The 17,975-nt window shown below is 59.5% G+C and carries 12 protein-coding genes and 1 riboswitch; of the genes, 3 read left to right on the top strand and 9 right to left on the bottom strand.

Annotated features, from left to right (window positions below; all coding sequences use genetic code 11):
• Nucleotides 1-188 precede the first annotated feature (188 nt).
• Complete coding sequence (locus JHD64_RS02185; RefSeq protein ID WP_199052118.1) at nt 189-1,091, bottom strand: L,D-transpeptidase; 903 nt, start codon at nt 1,089-1,091, stop codon at nt 189-191.
• A gap of 138 nt (nt 1,092-1,229) precedes the next feature.
• Between JHD64_RS02185 and rlmD the strand changes: the two genes are divergently transcribed.
• Entirely contained in the window at nt 1,230-2,819 is a 1,590-nt protein-coding gene (gene rlmD / locus JHD64_RS02180) for a 23S rRNA (uracil(1939)-C(5))-methyltransferase RlmD (protein ID WP_199052117.1), read from the top strand.
• Nucleotides 2,820-3,076: 257 nt separating this feature from the next.
• On the opposite strand, the gene JHD64_RS02175 is transcribed toward rlmD, so the two are convergent.
• From JHD64_RS02175 to JHD64_RS02165, 3 genes are all read right to left on the bottom strand, one after another.
• On the bottom strand, nt 3,077-4,198 hold the full coding sequence (locus JHD64_RS02175; RefSeq protein WP_199052116.1) for a porin: 1,122 nt from the start codon (nt 4,196-4,198) through the stop codon (nt 3,077-3,079).
• 168 nt (nt 4,199-4,366) lie between these two features.
• Nucleotides 4,367-5,854 carry an amidase gene (locus tag JHD64_RS02170; protein ID WP_199052115.1) on the bottom strand — a complete coding sequence of 496 codons (1,488 nt, stop codon included), beginning with the start codon at nt 5,852-5,854 and terminating at the stop codon, nt 4,367-4,369.
• 25 nt (nt 5,855-5,879) lie between these two features.
• Nucleotides 5,880-7,238: an MFS transporter gene (locus JHD64_RS02165; protein ID WP_199052114.1), complete on the bottom strand. Its 1,359-nt coding sequence runs from the start codon at nt 7,236-7,238 to the stop codon at nt 5,880-5,882.
• 91 nt (nt 7,239-7,329) lie between these two features.
• Here JHD64_RS02165 and JHD64_RS02160 point away from each other — a divergent pair, with 91 nt between their 5' ends.
• On the top strand, nt 7,330-8,229 hold the full coding sequence (locus tag JHD64_RS02160; protein ID WP_199052113.1) for a LysR substrate-binding domain-containing protein: 900 nt from the start codon (nt 7,330-7,332) through the stop codon (nt 8,227-8,229).
• Nucleotides 8,230-8,478: 249 nt separating this feature from the next.
• A riboswitch (cyclic di-GMP riboswitch) is annotated at nt 8,479-8,569 on the top strand.
• A gap of 200 nt (nt 8,570-8,769) precedes the next feature.
• On the opposite strand, the gene JHD64_RS02155 is transcribed toward JHD64_RS02160, so the two are convergent.
• Nucleotides 8,770-8,955 (bottom strand): hypothetical protein, encoded by a 186-nt coding sequence (locus JHD64_RS02155; protein WP_199052112.1) that lies wholly within the window; start codon nt 8,953-8,955, stop codon nt 8,770-8,772.
• Between JHD64_RS02155 and JHD64_RS02150 the strand changes: the two genes are divergently transcribed.
• Entirely contained in the window at nt 8,954-11,383 is a 2,430-nt protein-coding gene (locus tag JHD64_RS02150) for a putative Ig domain-containing protein (protein ID WP_199052111.1), read from the top strand. The two genes, JHD64_RS02155 and JHD64_RS02150, sit on opposite strands and share 2 nt — an antisense overlap.
• 107 nt (nt 11,384-11,490) lie before the next feature.
• Here JHD64_RS02150 and JHD64_RS02145 read toward each other — a convergent pair whose 3' ends face one another.
• The 4 genes from JHD64_RS02145 to JHD64_RS02130 all read right to left on the bottom strand — a co-directional run bounded on the left by JHD64_RS02145 (nt 11,491) and on the right by JHD64_RS02130 (nt 17,819).
• Nucleotides 11,491-12,849: a TolC family outer membrane protein gene (locus tag JHD64_RS02145; RefSeq protein ID WP_199052110.1), complete on the bottom strand. Its 1,359-nt coding sequence runs from the start codon at nt 12,847-12,849 to the stop codon at nt 11,491-11,493.
• The gene (locus JHD64_RS02140) at nt 12,850-14,223 is read right to left on the bottom strand and encodes an HlyD family type I secretion periplasmic adaptor subunit (RefSeq protein WP_199052109.1); all 1,374 of its coding nucleotides are present in this window, start codon (nt 14,221-14,223) and stop codon (nt 12,850-12,852) included. It lies immediately after the preceding gene.
• On the bottom strand, nt 14,220-15,977 hold the full coding sequence (locus JHD64_RS02135; protein WP_059285803.1) for a type I secretion system permease/ATPase: 1,758 nt from the start codon (nt 15,975-15,977) through the stop codon (nt 14,220-14,222). Before JHD64_RS02135 ends, JHD64_RS02140 begins: the two co-directional genes overlap by 4 nt.
• 222 nt (nt 15,978-16,199) lie before the next feature.
• On the bottom strand, nt 16,200-17,819 hold the full coding sequence (locus JHD64_RS02130; RefSeq protein WP_199052108.1) for a methyl-accepting chemotaxis protein: 1,620 nt from the start codon (nt 17,817-17,819) through the stop codon (nt 16,200-16,202).
• Nucleotides 17,820-17,975 lie beyond the last annotated feature (156 nt).

Here is a 17,975-nt window from a genome sequence, read left to right as displayed (position 1 = left end):
CCACAAGGCAAGCAGCCGGCAGCAAGCCGGCTGCTGTCCGCCCCAGGCTTGCTCCGGCCTGATCAGGCAGGGCGCGGCACATGGCATGTTTCACCGCACCAGACACAGCCCTCTGCCCTGCCATGGCAGCAGGGCAACACACTTTCCTGGCGGGAAATACGGGAAATAAAAACTGGACTGCGCCGGCGCTACAGCAGCACGGCCGGTTTTTTCGCCGGCTTCAGCTTGTTGCCAGCCGAATTGTAAGACTGGGCCGCCGGGTCTTGCGGCACCGCCTGCTGTTCTACAGGAGCTCCGCCCTTGGGCGGCAAGGACAACCAGCGCACCGCAGCCAGCTCGCCCGGATTGGCCGTACCGCTCTTGCAGGTCAGGCATACCGGCTTGCCGCTGCGCTCTTTCAGCGCCTGATCGACCCGCTTGCCCACCACGGCCACCGCATGGCTACGCTGCCACTCCAGCAGGCTGTCAGCCAGATGGGGGAAGGACGGATCATCCTGCTTGTAATGATTCTTGTAAGCAGTCAGCCATAACTCGCCAGCGCTGTCTTCGTTTAGCAGGACAGTCTGGTAGGCCACGGTAACCGCCGCGCCTTTCTGCACCGTGTCGGCCAGGTTCAAGGCATCCGGATTCTTCAGCCGGATGCAGCCATGGCTACGAAAACCCGGCACCGAGGCCGGCGCATTGGTGCCATGAAAACCCAGCCCCAGTTTGGCCTCGCCAAAGCGGATGAATACCGGCCCCAGCGGATTGTCCGGGCCTGGCGGCACCACGGTCAGCACCGGCTTGCCCTGGTTTTTCTGCTCGTCCTGGATGGATTTGGGAACATGCCAGCTGGGATCGCGATACACGCCGGTAATGGCATAGCTGCCAGTCGGCGTCTGGGTCAGCATCTTGCCCACCGCCACCGGATAGATTTTTTGCAAACGGCCATCCTGATATAAAAACAGCCGCGCTTGCGGCAGATTCACCACCAGATGCTGGCCGGTCTGACTGATCAGGATATCCGGCTCCGGCATGCTGGCAGCCTGGCTGATCATGCTGCCCAGCAACAGAACCACACCAGGTACAAGAGTAAAAACCGACTGCTTCATCGCGCACCAAACCAATAGTTTTTGATTGAAGGCATCATAACAGAAACCCGATAATCACTGCTCTGGCAAAAATCGCTGCGCAGCGGCGCATATTTTGAGAAAATCACGCTTTTCCGCCTGACTTACCACACGAATACAATGACTCAGCAACAGACCATTGCTCTGGTCGAATCACTAGACCACGAAGGCCGCGGGGTCGCCCACGTCGACGGCAAAACCATTTTCATCGACGGCGCACTGCCCTATGAAAAGGTAATATACAGCGCCTATCGCAAAAAGCCCACGTACGAAAACGCCGACACCACCGCCGTGCTGAAGGAAAGCTTCATGCGCGCCACGCCGTCCTGCCCGCACTTCGGCACCTGTGGCGGCTGTTCCATGCAACACGTCGAATTTACTGCCCAGGTCGCCATCAAGCAGCGCGTTCTGGAAGACAACCTCAAATTCATCGGCAAGGTGAAGGCCGAGCGCATTCTCACCCCGATTGCCGGCCCGACCTGGCATTACCGTCACCGTGCCCGCCTGTCGGCCCGCATGGTGCCGAAAAAAGGTGGCGTGCTGGTGGGCTTTCATGAAAAGCACTCCAGCTATATCGCCGAAATGCGCGAATGTCACATTCTGCCCAAGAATATTTCCGACCTGATCATGCCGCTGCGCGAGATGATCGCCAAGCTGTCGATCAACAGCCGCATGCCACAAGTGGAAGTGGCGGTGGGAGACAAGGTGGACGTGCTGGTATTCCGCAATATGGATGCCATCAGCAAGGCCGACGAAAAGCTGCTGCAGCAGTTCGCCGACCAGCACCGCCAGCCGCAGCGACCGCTGCAGATCTGGCTGCAGCCGGCAGGCCCGGATACCTGTTATCCCATCTATCCGCTGGATGCCCCGCGCCTGAGCTACAGCATCCCGCAATATGGCGTGGAAATGCCCTACTACCCCACCGAATTCACCCAGGTGAACCCGCAGATCAATGCGGTGATGGTGGCACGCGCCCTCAGCTTCCTCGATCCGCAACCGGGCGAACGCATTGCCGACATGTTCTGCGGCATCGGTAACTTCACCCTGCCCATTGCCCGCTCCGGCGCCACGGTTCACGGCATGGAAGGCAGCCAGGCCCTGGTGAAGCGTGCCGTGGAAAATGCCACCCACAATGGCTTGCAGGACAAGGTGAGCTATGAAATGGCCAACCTGTTCGAAGTCACCCCGGCCAGTTTTGCCGCACTGGGCAAGTTCGACAAAATGCTGGTAGACCCACCGCGAGATGGTGCCATCCAGCTGCTCAAGGCCATGACCGACGACACCGCACCGCAGCGCATCGTGTATGTGTCCTGTAATCCGGCCACCCTGGCCCGGGATGCCGGCGTACTGGTCAACACCAAGGGCTACACCCTCAAGGCCGCAGGCATCATTAACATGTTCCCGCACACCGCCCACGTCGAGTCCGTCGCCTGGTTCGAAAAAACCGGCCCGGCCAAGAGCCTGAAGGAAGTGGCGGACATGGAAGCGGCGGAAGAAGCCATCCGCGAAGCCAAGCGTCAGGCCCGCAAGCAGCAGGAAGCCGAGGCTGAAGCCCGTAAACAGGCGGAACTGGCGGAAAAAGCCGCTGCCAAGGAAGCCCGCCGTCAGCACTATCTGGATAACAAAGAGTATTACGACGCCAGAAGTGCAGCACAGCAGCAGGCACGCGATGCCGCTGCCGCTGGCGAGGAAACTTCCAGCAAGGAATAAGCTGTTTTAGGTGTTGGCCTGTAGCGTTCGACCCCAGTTGTCACCCTGGAGCGAGCGATACAGGCGCACCTGACCGACAGCTAGATAGCCAGAATCAAAACCCCGGATTCACGTGTTGAACTCAAGGACACGCGGATACCGGGGTTTACTTTGCGCGTAGGAAAGCGCGCCAGGGTGTGGACTTCCGCAGCACGGTACGCGGCAAAGGGGTAAGCCCATGCCCACAAAGAATCTCCTTGCGGGCATGGCGATGAATGCTAAAAGAACACGCGCATCCCCATGCCAATTGATTGCGGGCAGTTTCCTGGCGTGAGCGTGGCGGACGAGCTTCCCGACTTCTGGTCAAACACCGGATCAACCGGGCCGGTAAAGTTTATAGCAGCACGGCTATGGTTGTTGATCTTGGTCGCAAAGGCATAAACTTGCGTGTTTTTTGACATGTCATACATGGCACCAAACACCCACTGGCTAGACTTGTAGTCATCCGGCTGTCCTGTCGCGGCTCCTTGCAAGCCACCCAGTGCCGAGTACAGCAGGCTGACTTTGCTGCGGCCAAAACTCTGGGTCACGGTGGCAATCCAGCCATTTTGAGTCGTGTCTCTTGCCTTGTAGTTGGATCTTTTATCCTGCTCGAATGCAGCACCTATCGTGGTGCCTTCTGAAAAGGCATAGGAAATGTTTGCCCGGCCAAATGCCCTGCCGGTGTAGTCAAGCGTGGTGCCGGCGGCGTTCAACTTGCTGCCTTGAACATCGCGGGCAAGACCAACGGTCAAGGCTTGCCACTCATAGCGCCCTGCGATGGATAGACGGTAATTGTTTTGCACCGATCCATCCGTGGCAATCGGCCGGCGTTCGTCAAAGCTGTAGGTCACACCGCCACGAAAGCCACCAAGCGTGGGCGAGAAGTAATGCACCGAGTTTGGCAGGCGGGCACCTCCACGATCGAAAATCCCACCGAACACATCGGCAGTTGTGTTGACGAAGGGGTCAAGGCGGATGTCGGCAAGTGCCTTGTAAGCGTTATCGCTATTACCCGCATACACTTTACCAAAGGCCCCCTGCAAGCCAAGGAAGGTATTACGTGTGCCCAATACGGCTGTTTGCCCCTGGTCATTGACCCCGCCTTGCTCAAAGTTGCGCAAGTTGGTATCGATCTGCCAGATGGTGCTCAGCCCGTTGCCGAGATCCTCACCGCCCTTGAAGCCGATGTATGAGGTGCCTGTTGCAATCCGTGTAAGCCTTGGCAATTCTGATGTGCCACTTCCCTTTGCCTTTACCGACTCAATACTTGCATTGAGACTGCCGTAAATGGTGACATCGGCGAAAGCGGCATAACTCCAGGTACTGGCAAGCAAGCTGCAGATGACTCTTTTTCTCATGACTACATCTCCAAAGTTAATGGACGTGTATGCACGTCTCGTTGACTCGCCTGTTGCGACAGGCTGTTGTGATGCAAATGCTTTCGCCGGATACAGGCCGAGCGAAGCCCTCATGCCGCGGCACGATTTTCAGTTGACGGAAGAATTCGGGGCTGATCGCCCCGGCAGTCAGGGAGTCAGTGCAGACAACAACGGTGGACGCGTTCGACCATGCTGCGTTGCCATTTCGTAGGCATGACCAAACTGCAGCAGGCTCCACTCATCACGGAAGCGGCCAACCACCTGCAGACCGACAGGCATGCCGCTGGCTGAAAAACCGCATGGCAGAGCGAGCACCGGGTGCTCGGTGCTGGACAAGTACCATGACTGGCGCATCCAATCGATGTAATTGCCATAGTCCTGTCCCATGAACTGATTGGGCCAGCGCTGGGATGCCGGGAAGGGATGCATCTGGCAGCTTGGCAGCACGTAAAAGTCGTACTGGTCCAGAAAGCGCTTCATGCGCTGAAAAAGTTCGGTTTTTTGCTGGAAGATGCGGGACAGATCCCCGGCGGATAGTGAGCGATACAAACGGTACTCGTCATGTACCTCATCCTTGAGCAAGGGTCGGAGATGTTCAGGCAGGCTGTCGACCAAACCTCCCATGATCCAGGCGCGTTCCGAGCGAAACACCTCTTCGACGTGACCAAAGTCGACGTCCATCAACTCCACTTCAAGGCCCATCGCATCGAAGATCGCGGCCTGTGCCTGCACCATCGTCATGATTTCCGGGTCAACGGGGATACCCGGAATACCAGCGGAGATCGCTAGCTTGCAGCCTTTGAAATCGTGTTGCAGCGGGAGGGCAAACCGGGCGCCTGCCTCATTGATTTCGGTGGGAGTGGCAGCGGATGGCCCTGCAATGGCACTCAGCAACAAGGCGGTATCCGCCACTGTCCGTCCCATTGGGCCATCGACGCCCAGCGTCATCCAGCCGTTTGCATCAGGCACGCGCGGCACACGGCCAGGCGAAGGGCGCAGGCCAACCACATTGTTCCACGCAGCGGGGTTGCGCAAGGAACCGCCCATGTCACTGCCACAGGCAACAGGGTTCATTCCGCAAGCGATGGAAACCGCCGTGCCACCGCTACTGCCACCGGCACTCTTGGTGGTGTCCCAAGGATTGAGCGTGGCACCGAACACATCATTGAAAGTATGCGAGCCGGCACCAAACTCGGGAGTATTGGATTTGCCAATCATCAATGCGCCAGCCTGCGTACAGCGCTGTACGATCAGCGCATCCGCCGTCGGCACATAATCGGTGAAAGCGCGCGAGCCAAAGGTCGTGCGTACGCCCTTGGTGGCGATCAGGTCTTTTTGCGACACCGGCAGGCCATGCAAGCACCCTTGCCAGACACCTTTCATCCATCCATTGTCGATGGCGCGTGCCTGTTGCAGCAGAATGTCCTCGTCCACCAGTGTGACCAGTGCGTTGACCCGGGGATTGACTTGCCTGATTCGCTGCAAATGATCCTGCAGCAGTTCCACTGCAGAGATTTCCTTGTTACGCAATAAAGCCAGCATATCCAGTGCGCTCAGATCGCACAGATCGGTCGACTTGATCAGCGGCCTGTTCTGTTCAGCCATTTTGTTGCCCGTCAATAGTGTTTGATTCATTTAGCACCCCATTCTTGCGATGGTTTCAGATGTCCTGATTGGCACGATCGGTGACAAACATGGCGGCAACGAAAGCAAGTAGCCCGCAGCCGATCACATACCATGCAGGGGAATTAAGGCTGCCGGTACGGTCAATCAGCCAAGTGACGATAAATTGGGCAAACCCGCCAAAGATGGCTACCGCCAGCGCATAAGCCAGTGACATGCCAGTGGCACGGGCCTCTTTGGGGAAAATTTCAGCCAATAACGGTCCGGATGCACCTGCATTCACGGCATGCAATGCGGAGAGCAAGCTAATCACCAGCAGCAGGGTCAGAAGGTCGGGATGGTTATGCAACAGGACGAAACAGGGGTAAATCAGCACGGTCAGTGCCAGGCGGGATGACTGCACAATCGGCTTGCGGCCATAGCGGTCGGAAAGCATGCCGCTTAACGGGGAGAGCACCAGCATCAACATTCCGGCGATACTGCCGGAGAGCAAGGAGGCAGACATGGGCAGATGCAATACCTTGATTGCATACGTTGACATGTAATACAGCACGATAAAGTGGGTGGCGGTTCCGCCCACAACCAGGCTGAATGAAATCAATGCACTTTTGGGATAGCTTTTCAATACCAGCCAGAGTGGATTGGTGCCACGTGGCAGCGGAGTGGCGGGAATAGGCTCTTCGGCAAGTTGCGATCGAAGGAAAATGCCGACCGGCGCAATCAGCATGCCCACCAGAAAAGGAATGCGCCATCCCCAGGACGCGAGCTCTGCCGGCGACAGGCTATGTGTAAGCCATGCTCCCACCAAGGCCCCCACCATGGCAGCCCCACCCTGGCTGGCAAATTGCCAGCTCGTATAAAAGCCACGCTGCGCACGCGGGGCCTGTTCCGCGAGTAAAGCGGTCGAAGCGCCCACTTCGCCACCCGCGGAGAAACCTTGCAGCAGCCGGGCAATGACGATCATGATGGGAGCCACAACACCGATCTGCTCGTAGGTGGGCATGATGGCAATCAGCCCGGTACCCAAGGCCATCAGCAGGAAGGTGAGCTTCATCGCCAGGACACGCCCATAGCGGTCAGCGAAAATACCCAGCACGATCCCGCCCAGCGGCCGCGTGACAAAGCCGACACCAAATGTCGCCACCGCCAGCAATAATTGGGTGCTTTCGGAATGGGCCGGAAAATACAGTTTGCCGATTAATACCGCAAAAAAACTAAAAACGGTAAGGTCGAAAAATTCCAGTGCATTACCAATGGTGGTGGCAACAATCAGCCGGGTGGCAGAGTGTTGCTGCGTCAATGATCTATCAGGGCAGATCAGGTCCTTGTTTACTGACATCTTGATTTCTCCATGCAGATTTTCTGTTGGGTGAGCCCAATTTTGTTTTGTTAACATATTAATTCTGCATTGAGTATACTCAGATAAGTGCATAATAAATGACTACCTTTTGTTATCGTGATAACTAACAGGAATCATCAAAAAACCCATGAAGCACCACCAGTTACGCGCACTGCTGGCTGTCGCCCAGCATGGAAGTATCCGTGCTGCTGCACGCGCGGTTTGCCTGTCCCAGCCCGCCTTGACCAAGGCGCTGCGCGAGCTGGAGCAAGACCTTGGCGTCCCGCTGCTCATGCGCAGCGCACGCGGCGTGCAGCTGACACACTTCGGACTTGCATTGCAAAAAAGGGCACAGGTGATACTGGCGGAAATGCAGCAGGCGCGAGAGGAAATACACCAGTTATCCGGCGAACTGTTCGGCAAGGTTTCCATTGGTGTCACCCCGCTGGTCGCCATGAAGTTTTTGGCCAGTGCCGTCGACAAGTTTCAGAAGCGCATGCCCAACATCCAACTGGTCATTCACGAAGGATTCTTGCCACTGGCCTTGCCCAGCCTGCGTGACCGGATGCTGGATGTGCTGGTTGGCGCAATCAACCCGGCCTATCTGGGCAGTGAGTTCGTTTTCACGCCACTGCTGGAAGAAAAGATCATCATCACCGTGCGTCAGGGCAGCCCGCTGGCGAAAAAGCGCTCGCTGGCCGAGCTGCATCAGGCCTGCTGGATTCTTAATTCCCTGCCCGGCAATATCAGCAGCCAAGTTCTTGAGATGTATGCCTCGCTGGGCCTCCCCCTGCCGGCACGCATCATCGAAAGCCAGTCGTTCACGGCATGGCTTTGTCTGTGCAGCCAAAGCGATCTGGTCAGCGCCGTGCCCGCCAGCTTTCTGGACATGCCATGGATACGGCAAATCCTTGTTGAGGTGCCGATACAGGAAACGATCCCGCCAATCTGTATCGGCATCGTCACGCGCCGCGATGCCTTGCTGACCCAGTCCTGTGACTATTTGATTGACTGCATCAAGTGGGCCATCGATACCGACCGATCTTAGTGTTTGGGCGGCAGGACAAGGCTTGCGAACAGAACGACATGCGGGCGACCTGCACCGAGCGACTGGTGCAGGTGAGCGCTGTGGCTGGAAGACAATGTGCTGCGGTAGAAACCCGGCACACCGGGGAAAGCGGGGTCGGGTTTGCAGGTAACGGGAAGCAGTGCTTAAACAGATAGTTAAGCACTGTAGCGCCAGCGATACATAAGGAAAATCCACATTGCAATACCGGTATTTTCAACTGTAAAATTAGGAAACTTATGGCAAAGCCGGTGAAAGCCGGTGACGCAAAACTAAAGGGACTACCGGACGCCTAGCGTTCCCATGTCAGCCAGTTGCCTGCTACCGCCCGGTAGCTGACAGCGCCTTTAGCTTTGCTTTGGATCTCCAAAGGAAAACGATGAGCGCCTCAAACACTCTCCCCCGTCAGCAAGACAATGTGCTGGCAAATGCGACCTCCGCCAAGGCGGCCGATGGTCTGCTGTCTGATGCCGGTTTTCCGGGGCAAAGCAATGTTTCTGCATCACCGGCTCTGCCTGTCTATCAGTCGGCCCTGCCCAGTAACAACCTGATGGCTGCAACCGTGAGCACAACGGCTGCCAGTACGGCAGCGCTGTCCAGTACCGCATCCACTGCAGCAGCCAGCAACAGCACGCTGAAGCTGAGCTCGGCCACAACGGCGCCGTCGTGGATTGCCACGCTGTCCGACTCGGTACTGAAGGCTGACATGAACGCCATGTCCGGCACCGTGACCGAAGCCGGGCTGGCCAAGCTGGTGACTGATTTGTCCGCCGAGCTGACCAGCAACAAGACCACGCTGTCCAGCAGCCAGTTCAATGATCTGAAAACCATTGTGGCCGATCTGAACGTGGGCGAGACAGCCTCCGCTTACAATCTGTACACCCTGAATGCGCTGGTCAACGGTAATGCCGCCAATGCTTCCTGGACGGGTGGTAATGCATCGAGCAGCAGCCTGGGCAATCTGGCTGCCGGCTCTTCCGCCGCACAGCTGAGCAATCTGAACGGCAAGTGGTTGCAGGGCGCGGACCTGCCCTCGTCCACCGTCACCGTCGATGGCTCCACCTCAAAAATCACCTACAGCACCAGCACGGCAGCGCTGTACGGAGCCAACGGCCCGGCAGCCAGCGATATCAATCAGGGCAAGCTGGGCGATTGCTATTTCCTGTCTTCTATTGCCGAAGTGGCCAGCCAGAACGCCGGCATCATCAAGAACATGATCACGGTGAACGGTAACGGCAGTTATGGCGTGGCCTTCCACTTCCATGGCAGCACCGAGTACGTCACCGTCAACAATGTGCTGCAAACCGGCTGCAACTCCGGCAGCAATATGTGGGCGACCCTGCTGGAAAAAGCCTATGCCCAGCTGCAGGCCATCAATGTGACCACCGGCAACAGCTACACCGGCAACAGCTTTACCGCCATCGGCAATGGCGGCCTGCCGGAATATGCCTTGGAGTCGATTACCGGGGCATCGCAGATCACCGACTTCTGCGCCAGTGGTTCCAGCTGGCTGTGCCGTACCTATAATGCATCGCTGTCCGGCACCGGTTCGCAAAGCGGCATCAGCACGGCCTCGGTACTCAGCACGCTGAAAGCCGACCTGGCCGCCGGGGATGACCTGGTATTGTCGTCCAACACCTGGAGCTATGACGCTGGCGGCAAAGTGCAGCTGGTGGCCGGCCATGCCCTGTCGATCTATGGCATCGATGCAGCCAATGGCAACCTGGAAATTCGCAATCCCTGGGGTAGCCAGAGCGGTCAATACTGGAACACCACTTTCGAAGTCAGCCTGGCTACCCTGCTGGCCGCCGGCGATACCATCACTGTAGACAATGCTGGCGGCTCGGTGCCGGTTACCCCCTCGGCACCCATTCTCAACGCGCAGACCGCCAACCAGACCGTGGCTGCCAACCATGCCTTCTCGCTGTCGCTGGCCAATGCTTTCTCCGATCCGCAAGGCCAGACCCTCAGCTACAAGGTGACCCAGGCCAATGGCCAGGCCCTGCCGTCCTGGCTCAGCTTCAATGCCGGCACCGACACCCTGTCCGGCACCACGCCGCTGAGCTCCAGCTCGACCCAGGTGCTGGTGAAAGTAACCGATACGGCCGGCCTGTCGACCACCGAAACCTTTACCATCAGCGATACTGCCTACGCTCCGACGCTGAACAAGGCCACCGCGGCCCAGCAGCTCACCCCCGGCCACAGCTTCAGCTTTGCCCTGCCGGCTGGCACCTTTACCGATCCGCAAGGTGAAACCCTCAGCTACAGCGCCAAGCTGGCCAGTGGCGCAGCCCTGCCTTCCTGGCTGAGCTTCAATGCGCAAACCCAGACATTCAGCGGTACGGCGCCCAGCGCCAATACCACGCTGGCGCTGCAAGTGGTGGCCACCAACCAGGCTGGACTGTCCACCTCGGAAACCTTCAGCCTTAACGATGGCTATGCCGCTCCGACGCTGCATACCCAGACTGCCAACCAGACCATCAATGCCGGCAAGGCTTTCAGCATCAGCCTGCCCAGCAACACCTTTGTCGATCCGCAAGGCCTGGCACTGACTTACAAGGCCGCACTGAGCGGCGGCCAGGCGCTGCCTTCCTGGCTGAGCTTCAATGCCCAGACCGAAACCTTCTCCGGCACGGCACCGACCACGGCTGGCACTTTCGGCATTACCCTGACCGCCACCGACAGCGCCGGCCTGTCCGCCTCGGAAACCTTCTCCCTCAACGATGTGGCGAGCGTGCTGAAAGCCCCGGTGGTGAACCAGCTGCCGCTGGCCATCAGTTTCAATGCCAATGGCACGCTGAACATCAGCGTACCGCAGGGCACTTTTACCGATCCGCAAGGGCAGACGCTGACCTACGGTGCCACGCAGTCCAATGGCCAGGCGCTGCCCAGCTGGATTACCTTCAACGCCAAAACCGACAGCTTTGTCGCCACACCGGGCAGCCAGACCGAATCGGCCACCATTACCGTCAAGGCCACCGACACCTCCGGCCTGTCGGCCAGCGAAACCTTCTCCTTGTCCTTGGGTGGCACCGGAGCCGGGGCGCACGGCCTGACTCACGACAGTGCTCCGGCCATCTCGCTGGTGGGTGTCAACCTGTCGGCCGCCGCGCTGGCCGAGCTGCATCTGGCCTAATTGTTCAGCACAACACAACAGCGCACTGCCTTGACCGGCAGTGCGCTGTTTTCATTGCTACTGTTTTTTCATTGCGATGGAGCACACGCCGGCACGGCTGCAAGCGGCTAGGGCTGCCCGGCCTGTGCGGAAAAATTGCGATCCAGCAAAACCATGTCTTCGCCACGCAAGGCCCCGCTGTCGGCACGCAGGGCAATCCAGCTGACCAGCTGGTTGTATTGTGCCAGCAGCAAATCACGGCGTGCCTGGTATAGCTGCTCCTCGCTATTGAGGACGTCGGTCAGGGTCTTGACGCCGGCCCCCAGCCCCAGCTTGCTGGCCTTGACCGTTTCCTCGCTGGAGATCACGGCTTTTTTCAGTGCCGCCACCTTGCGCGCACCATTGCTGACACCATAAAACTGCCTGGTCACCTCCAGCTCTACCTGCGTTCTGGCATTGTCCAGCTCGGCCAGGGCCTGCCGGTATTGCGCACTGGTTTGCACGATCTGCGCCGAATTATAGCCGCCGTTGAAAATGGGCAGGCTCAGCTCGATGCCGATCACATTCTGGGTGATGCGCTGGTTGATGGTGGAGACAGAACTGGCGCTGGAGCGGTCCTTGCTGGCGACCAGATCCAGCGTGGGATAGTTGCTGGCTTTGGCTTTGCGCAGTTCCTGTTCGGCGATCTGCACATTCATCTGCGCCGCGCGGATGTCCGGGCTGTACTGCAGGGCCTTGTCGCGCCAATCGGACACCGTGCCTTCGGCACCCAGATATTGCCCGATATCACTGCCCGGCTCGGCCAGCCCGGTTGCCGGTGTGCCGGTCACGGCCAGCAGGCTGCGTTCGGCGATGAGCTGCATATTGCGGGCCTCGATCAATTCCGACTCGGCCAGCGCCATGCGCGCCTCGGCGTCGTGGATGTCGGTCACCGTGCCATCGCCCTGCTCGAACAGTTTCTGGGCCTGCTGGCGCGCACTGCTGAGCGCATGCAGCTTGGCCTCGCTCAGCGCGATGTTTTTCTGTGACAGCAACAAACCCAGATAGGCCGACAGATAACGCACGGCCAGTTCGTTTTCCTTGCGGGAAAAAACAGCCTCGCTGTAGTCGGCACGGGCATTGCCCTGCTGGTAGATGGCCCAGCGTTGCAGATTGAACACCGGCTGGCGCAGCTGGATGGCCGCGTCCTGGCTCATGTACTTGAGCGGCGAGGTGGACAGCGTGCCAAAAAAATCGGGTGCGGTATCCGAACCGGTGACCTTGCTGCGGTTGAAGCTGGCACTCAGTGTAGGCAGCAACTGCGCCTGCCCCAGCTGGCGGTTGGCAGCGCCGGCTTCGCGTTCGGCGCTGGCAGACTGGTATTGCGGGTCGTTCTGCCGCGCCAGCTGAAACCCCTCCAGCAAACCATAAGCCTGGGCCAAGGCCGGCAGCAGCAAGGCCGGAAGGGTGAGCAGCGCATAAAGACGACAAGGCCTGCGTACGGCCATTCAGCTCTCCTTGAAGGCGAGGTTCATGCGATCCAGGATGGGCTTGAGCAGATAGCGCAACATGGTGCGCTCGCCGCTCTTGATGACGATGGTGGCCGGCATGCCAGGCTTCACCTGCTGATTGCCCAGCAGCTGCATGCCAGCCGGGGTGACCTTGATTTGCGCCAGATAATAAGGCGCGCCGGTTTTCTGATCCAGCAAGCGGTCGGCGGAGAAAGTGGCCACCACGCCGGGTATCACCGGGGTGCTCTGCTGGTTCAGCGCCGGGAAGGTAATGTCGACCGGCAGGCCGGGATGCACCTTGGCGCTCATGGCCGGGTCGACCGTGGCTTCGATCAGCAAGGGCTGATGCGTTGGCACGACATCCATCAGGGGCTGACCCGGCTGCACCACGCCACCAACGGTATGCAGTTTCAAGCCCACCACCAGTCCGTCAATCGGCGAACGGATGATGCTGTTGGCCACGGCATAGCGCTGGGCGGTAAGCCGGTCGCGCAAGGCGTCGGTTTCTTTCTGGATATCCGTCAGCTGCGACTCGACTTCTTTCTGGTAATCCTGCTGGCGCGCAATGCGACGCAGCCTGGTTTCGGCAATGCTGTCCTGCACCCGGCCGATACTGGCAATGGTCTCCGCCAGCTCGCCCTTGATTTCCGCCGCCGCCCTTTCCAGCTGGTACAAGCGGTTTTTCGGCACATAGCCACCAGCAGCCAGTTCGCGTATGCCCTCCAGCTCCTTGTCCTGCCACTTGCTTTGTTCGGCGCGGGCGGCCTTTACCCCCTGGAATCCGCGCAGCTGTTCTTTCAGCCCGTTAATGTTTTCATCCTGGGCCTGCAATTCGTTGTGCAAGGCAGCGCGGCGGGTATTGAACAGCTGGGTCTGCAGCAATTTGGCCTGCGTCACCCGCGGGTCACTGGCCAGCGCATCCAGCTCGGACGAAAAAACCAGCGTCGGCTTGCCATCGCGCTCGGCCAGCAGGCGGTCCTCGATGGCACGGGCGCTGATGAACTGCGCCAGGGTGCTGCCCATCTGCGCACGGGCCTCGGTATCGTTCAGCACAATCAGCGACTGGCCTTTTTTCACCAGCGCCCCCTCGCCTACCAGCAGCTGTTCGATGCTGCCGCCCGTCAGGTGCTGCACGGTCTGGCGATTGCTGGCCACGGTGACGCTGCCATTGGCCGTGACCCCTTCATCCAGCGGTGCCAGTGCAGCCCACAGCATGAAGCCGCCAAAACCGACCAGTAACAGCTTTACCCCGCGCCGGCCTATGCGGCCATCATCGGTATCCACCCGGCCAAACGGCTCGATGCCCGGCTTGGCGGTGTGCTCCGGCTGCGGACGGCGGAGGGCGGCGGTCAATTTGTGGAACAGATTCATGCCTGGTTCTCGTTGGAAGTGTGGCCGGCCTGGTCCTGGGCGGCCGCCTGCTGTTGTTGCAGCGCCTGCTGGGCGGCCTGGTTCAGCGCATACAGCACCTGATCGCGCGGGCCGAACAGGTGCAGCTGGCCATCGCGCATCACCAGCAGCTTGTCCACCGCATTGAGAATGCTGGTGCGATGGGTGATCAGCACCACGGTGGTACCGTGTGCTTTCAGGTCCATCACGGTGTGGATCAGTGCCTGTTCGCCAACATCGTCCAGATTGGAATTGGGTTCATCCAGCACAACGAAAGCCGGGCTGGCGTAGATGGCACGGGCCAGGGCGATACGCTGCTTCTGCCCGCCGGACAACATGCTGCCGCCATCGCCCAGCCGGGTATCGTAGCCCTGGGGGAAGCGCAGAATCATCTCGTGCACACCGGCCCTGGTGGCAGCCTCGATCACCAGTTGCGAATCGATATCGCCAAAGCGGGCGATGTTCTCGGCAATGCTGCCTTCAAACAGCTCGATATCCTGCGGCAGATAGCCGATATGCGGGCCCAGTTCGTCCTTGTTCCACTGGAAGATATCCGCGCCATCCAGCCGCACCTTGCCGGATTGCGCCGGCCAGATCCCGACCAGCAGGCGTGCCAGTGTTGATTTGCCCGCCGCACTGGGGCCGACAATGCCGACGATATCGCCATGCTGCATGGCGCAGCTGATGCCCTTGAGAATGGGCGCATGGCCGCCCGGCGCACCGGCCACCACTGCCTCGACCTGCACATTGCCCTGCGGCCGTGGCAGGCTCATGCCGCTGAGGCGGGCCGGATACTCGGCCAGCAGATCATCCAGCCGTTGATAGGCGCTACGTGCGCCGATGAGTTGCTTCCAGGTGGCGATGGCCATTTCCACCGGCTGCAGCGCGCGCCCCATCAGGATGGAGCCGGCAATCATCATGCCGGGAGAGATTTCATTCTGGATGGCCAGCAAGGCCCCGACGGCCAGCACCAGCGACTGCAGCGACAGCCGTACCAGCTTGGAAATCGCCCCGATGCGCGCGGCCTTGTCCGATGCCTCGGTCTGTTTTTCCAGCACCCGGCTCTGAAACAGGAACCAGCGCTCGCGCAAGGCGGGCAACATGCCCATGGCCTCGATCACTTCGGCATTGCGCAGATTGTTGTTGGCGTAATTGCCAGCGGCGATCGCCGCCTGATTGGCCTCGGCCAGCGGCTTGCGGGTGGACAGCTCGGTCAGCCAGGCCAGCGCACACAGAATAAGCATGCCCCCCAGCACAAACAGACCCAGTATCCAGTGAAACATAAAGGTAACGGCGAGGTAGATGGGCGCCCAGGGGGCATCAAAGAAGGCGAACAGCCCGTTGCCGGTAAGAAACTGGCGCACGCTGGTCAGATCATGCAGGGCCTGGCCGGCATTGCCGTTGTTCCGGCGCAGATTGCGCTCGAAAGCGGCCGTGAACACACGAAAGTTCAGCTGCATGTCCAGACGGTTTCCCACCCGTATCAGTACTGCGGAACGCACCAGCTCCAGCAGCGACATCAGGCCGTACAGGCCCACCACCATCAGCGTCAGCATCAGCAGCGTGGTTTCGTTGCGGCTGTGCAGCACCCGGTCGTAGATCTGCAGCATGTAGATGGAAGGCAGCAGCATCAGCAGATTGATCACGGCACTGAAGCCCGCCAGCTGGTAGAAGGTTTGGCGGAAGGTCTGCAAAACCTGGGAAAGTTCGGAACGGGACTGTAACAGTCGTTTCATCGGCAAAAGGCTCTGGGTGATCTACATGGAAGCAAGCGCAGCGGGCGACGCAGTTGGCCTCAGCCTGTAAAAATATGTCAGCGATTTTATCACAGCGCCCGGCAGCCATGATGACGTCTTCAAGCCATGCCGGCACTGCGCTGCAGCGCGTGCCAGCACCCAGGACAGCACGCAGGGCCAGCCACCCACACGGTGAATGGCCCTCAGCCGACCGGGTACTGCCTACAGCTGGTACTGGGCGATGATCTGCATCTGGCGCTCGGCCTGACCGCGCAAGTCCTTGGCACTGCCAGCCGTTTGCGAAGCGGCCGAGTTGGCCTGCTCCGACATCTGGGCGATGCGCTCCACCTGCTGGGCAATGCTGTTGCTGGCCAGGCCCTGCTCCTTGATCGCCACCGAGATGTCCGCCACCATGCCGGTGGTGCTGGCAGCCGCCTCCCCTATGCTCTGTATGGCACGGTCGGCTTCATCGGCGCGGCTGACACCGCCCTCCACCAGCATTTCCGCATTTTTCATCTGCTCCACCACCGCTGACGAGGCCTGCTGCATGGCCTGCAGGCTGGCGGATATTTCCTGGGTGGAACTGGCCGTGCGCTCGGCCAGCTTGCGCACCTCGTCGGCCACCACGGCAAAGCCGCGGCCCATCTCGCCGGCGCGCGCCGCTTCGATGGCGGCATTGAGTGCCAGCAGATTGGTCTGGTCTGCCACATCACGGATCACCTGCACCACCGACACGATCTGGCTGCTTTGCGCATTCAGCCCGCGCAAGGCGTCGCTGGCACTGGTGATGGCAGCGGAAATATCGCGGATATCGCCAATGGTCTGACCGATGGTCACCGAGCCGGCTTCGGCCTGGCGGCTGGAGGTTTGCGACAGCAGCTGTGCCTCGTCGGCACGCTCGGCCACATGGTTGACGCTCACCGTCATCTGCTCGATGGTGGCCGCCACCGCGGCAGAGGACTCGCTCTGTGCCGATGCAGCCTGGTAGATGTCATCGGCCGCTTCATTCATCTTTTGCGAAGAAGCCATCACATCCTGTGCGCCATGGCGCAGCTGCAGCAGGTTTTGCTGCAGGCTGTCCAGCAGGCTGTTGAAGGCAGCGGCGGTGCGCCCCAGCTCATCCTTGCTGTCACTGCTGACCCGCAGCTTGAAATCACGCTGCTGGCTGACCCGCTCCATGGTGAGCTGCATGTCGGACAGCGAACGGGTGATGGCACGGATCAGCAAGCAGCCACCGCAGGCCGTGCCCAGCAACACGACAAGGGCCAGCACGGTCTGCAACCATTTGGCCGCATTGTAAGCGCTGTGGTTTGCCTCGTTTTGCTGGTTGCCCAGCTGATAGTTGTAACTGATCAGCTTGTTCAGATCGGCCTCCAGCTTGCCGGACAGCTGGAACAGGCTGCCGCTTTCCAGCATGGCGGTCGCCACCGACATGTAGTTGGAGCGCGAGTTATTGAAAAACTCGTCCATTGCCGCGCGGTATTGCGCCATGTCCGCCTTGGCCTGCTTCACCATCTGGCGGTCACTGTCATCCACCGCCAGCTCGGTTTCATACAGGCTGACCGCCTTGTCAAACTGTTGCCGGCTGCTTTCGATGGCCTTTTCGTCTTCCAGCTTTTTTTCCTGCTGCACATGCGACACATGGTTGCGCAGGGCCGCACGCATGCCGTACATGGCGGTTTGGGCGGTTTGCAGGGCTTTCAGACTGGGAAAGGTATTGCTGCTGATGTATTCGAAACGGCTCTGCGCTGCACTGAGCTGCCACAGACCGACACCGCTGACCACCAGCAAGGCCAGCAAGGCGATGGAGAGCAGCAGTGTAAACTTGAGCTTGATGGTCATCCTCTGACTTCCTATGAGTTTGTTTTTATTGGATGAGCTTCTGGTCTGGTCCTGTCCCGTCTGAAAAATGCGGCGCACCCATGGTGGTCACATCTGCGCGGAACTTGCTGTTTTATACATCAAAGCCGCCAGCACGGCCAAGATTGCCGCTTGCCA

Source organism: Aquitalea sp. ASV15 (genome assembly GCF_016429115.1).
Taxonomy (GTDB): Bacteria; Pseudomonadota; Gammaproteobacteria; order Burkholderiales; family Chromobacteriaceae; genus Aquitalea; species Aquitalea magnusonii.
The sequence above is the reverse complement of the archived record's forward strand: the minus strand, read 5'-3'. Positions and strand labels throughout refer to the sequence as shown.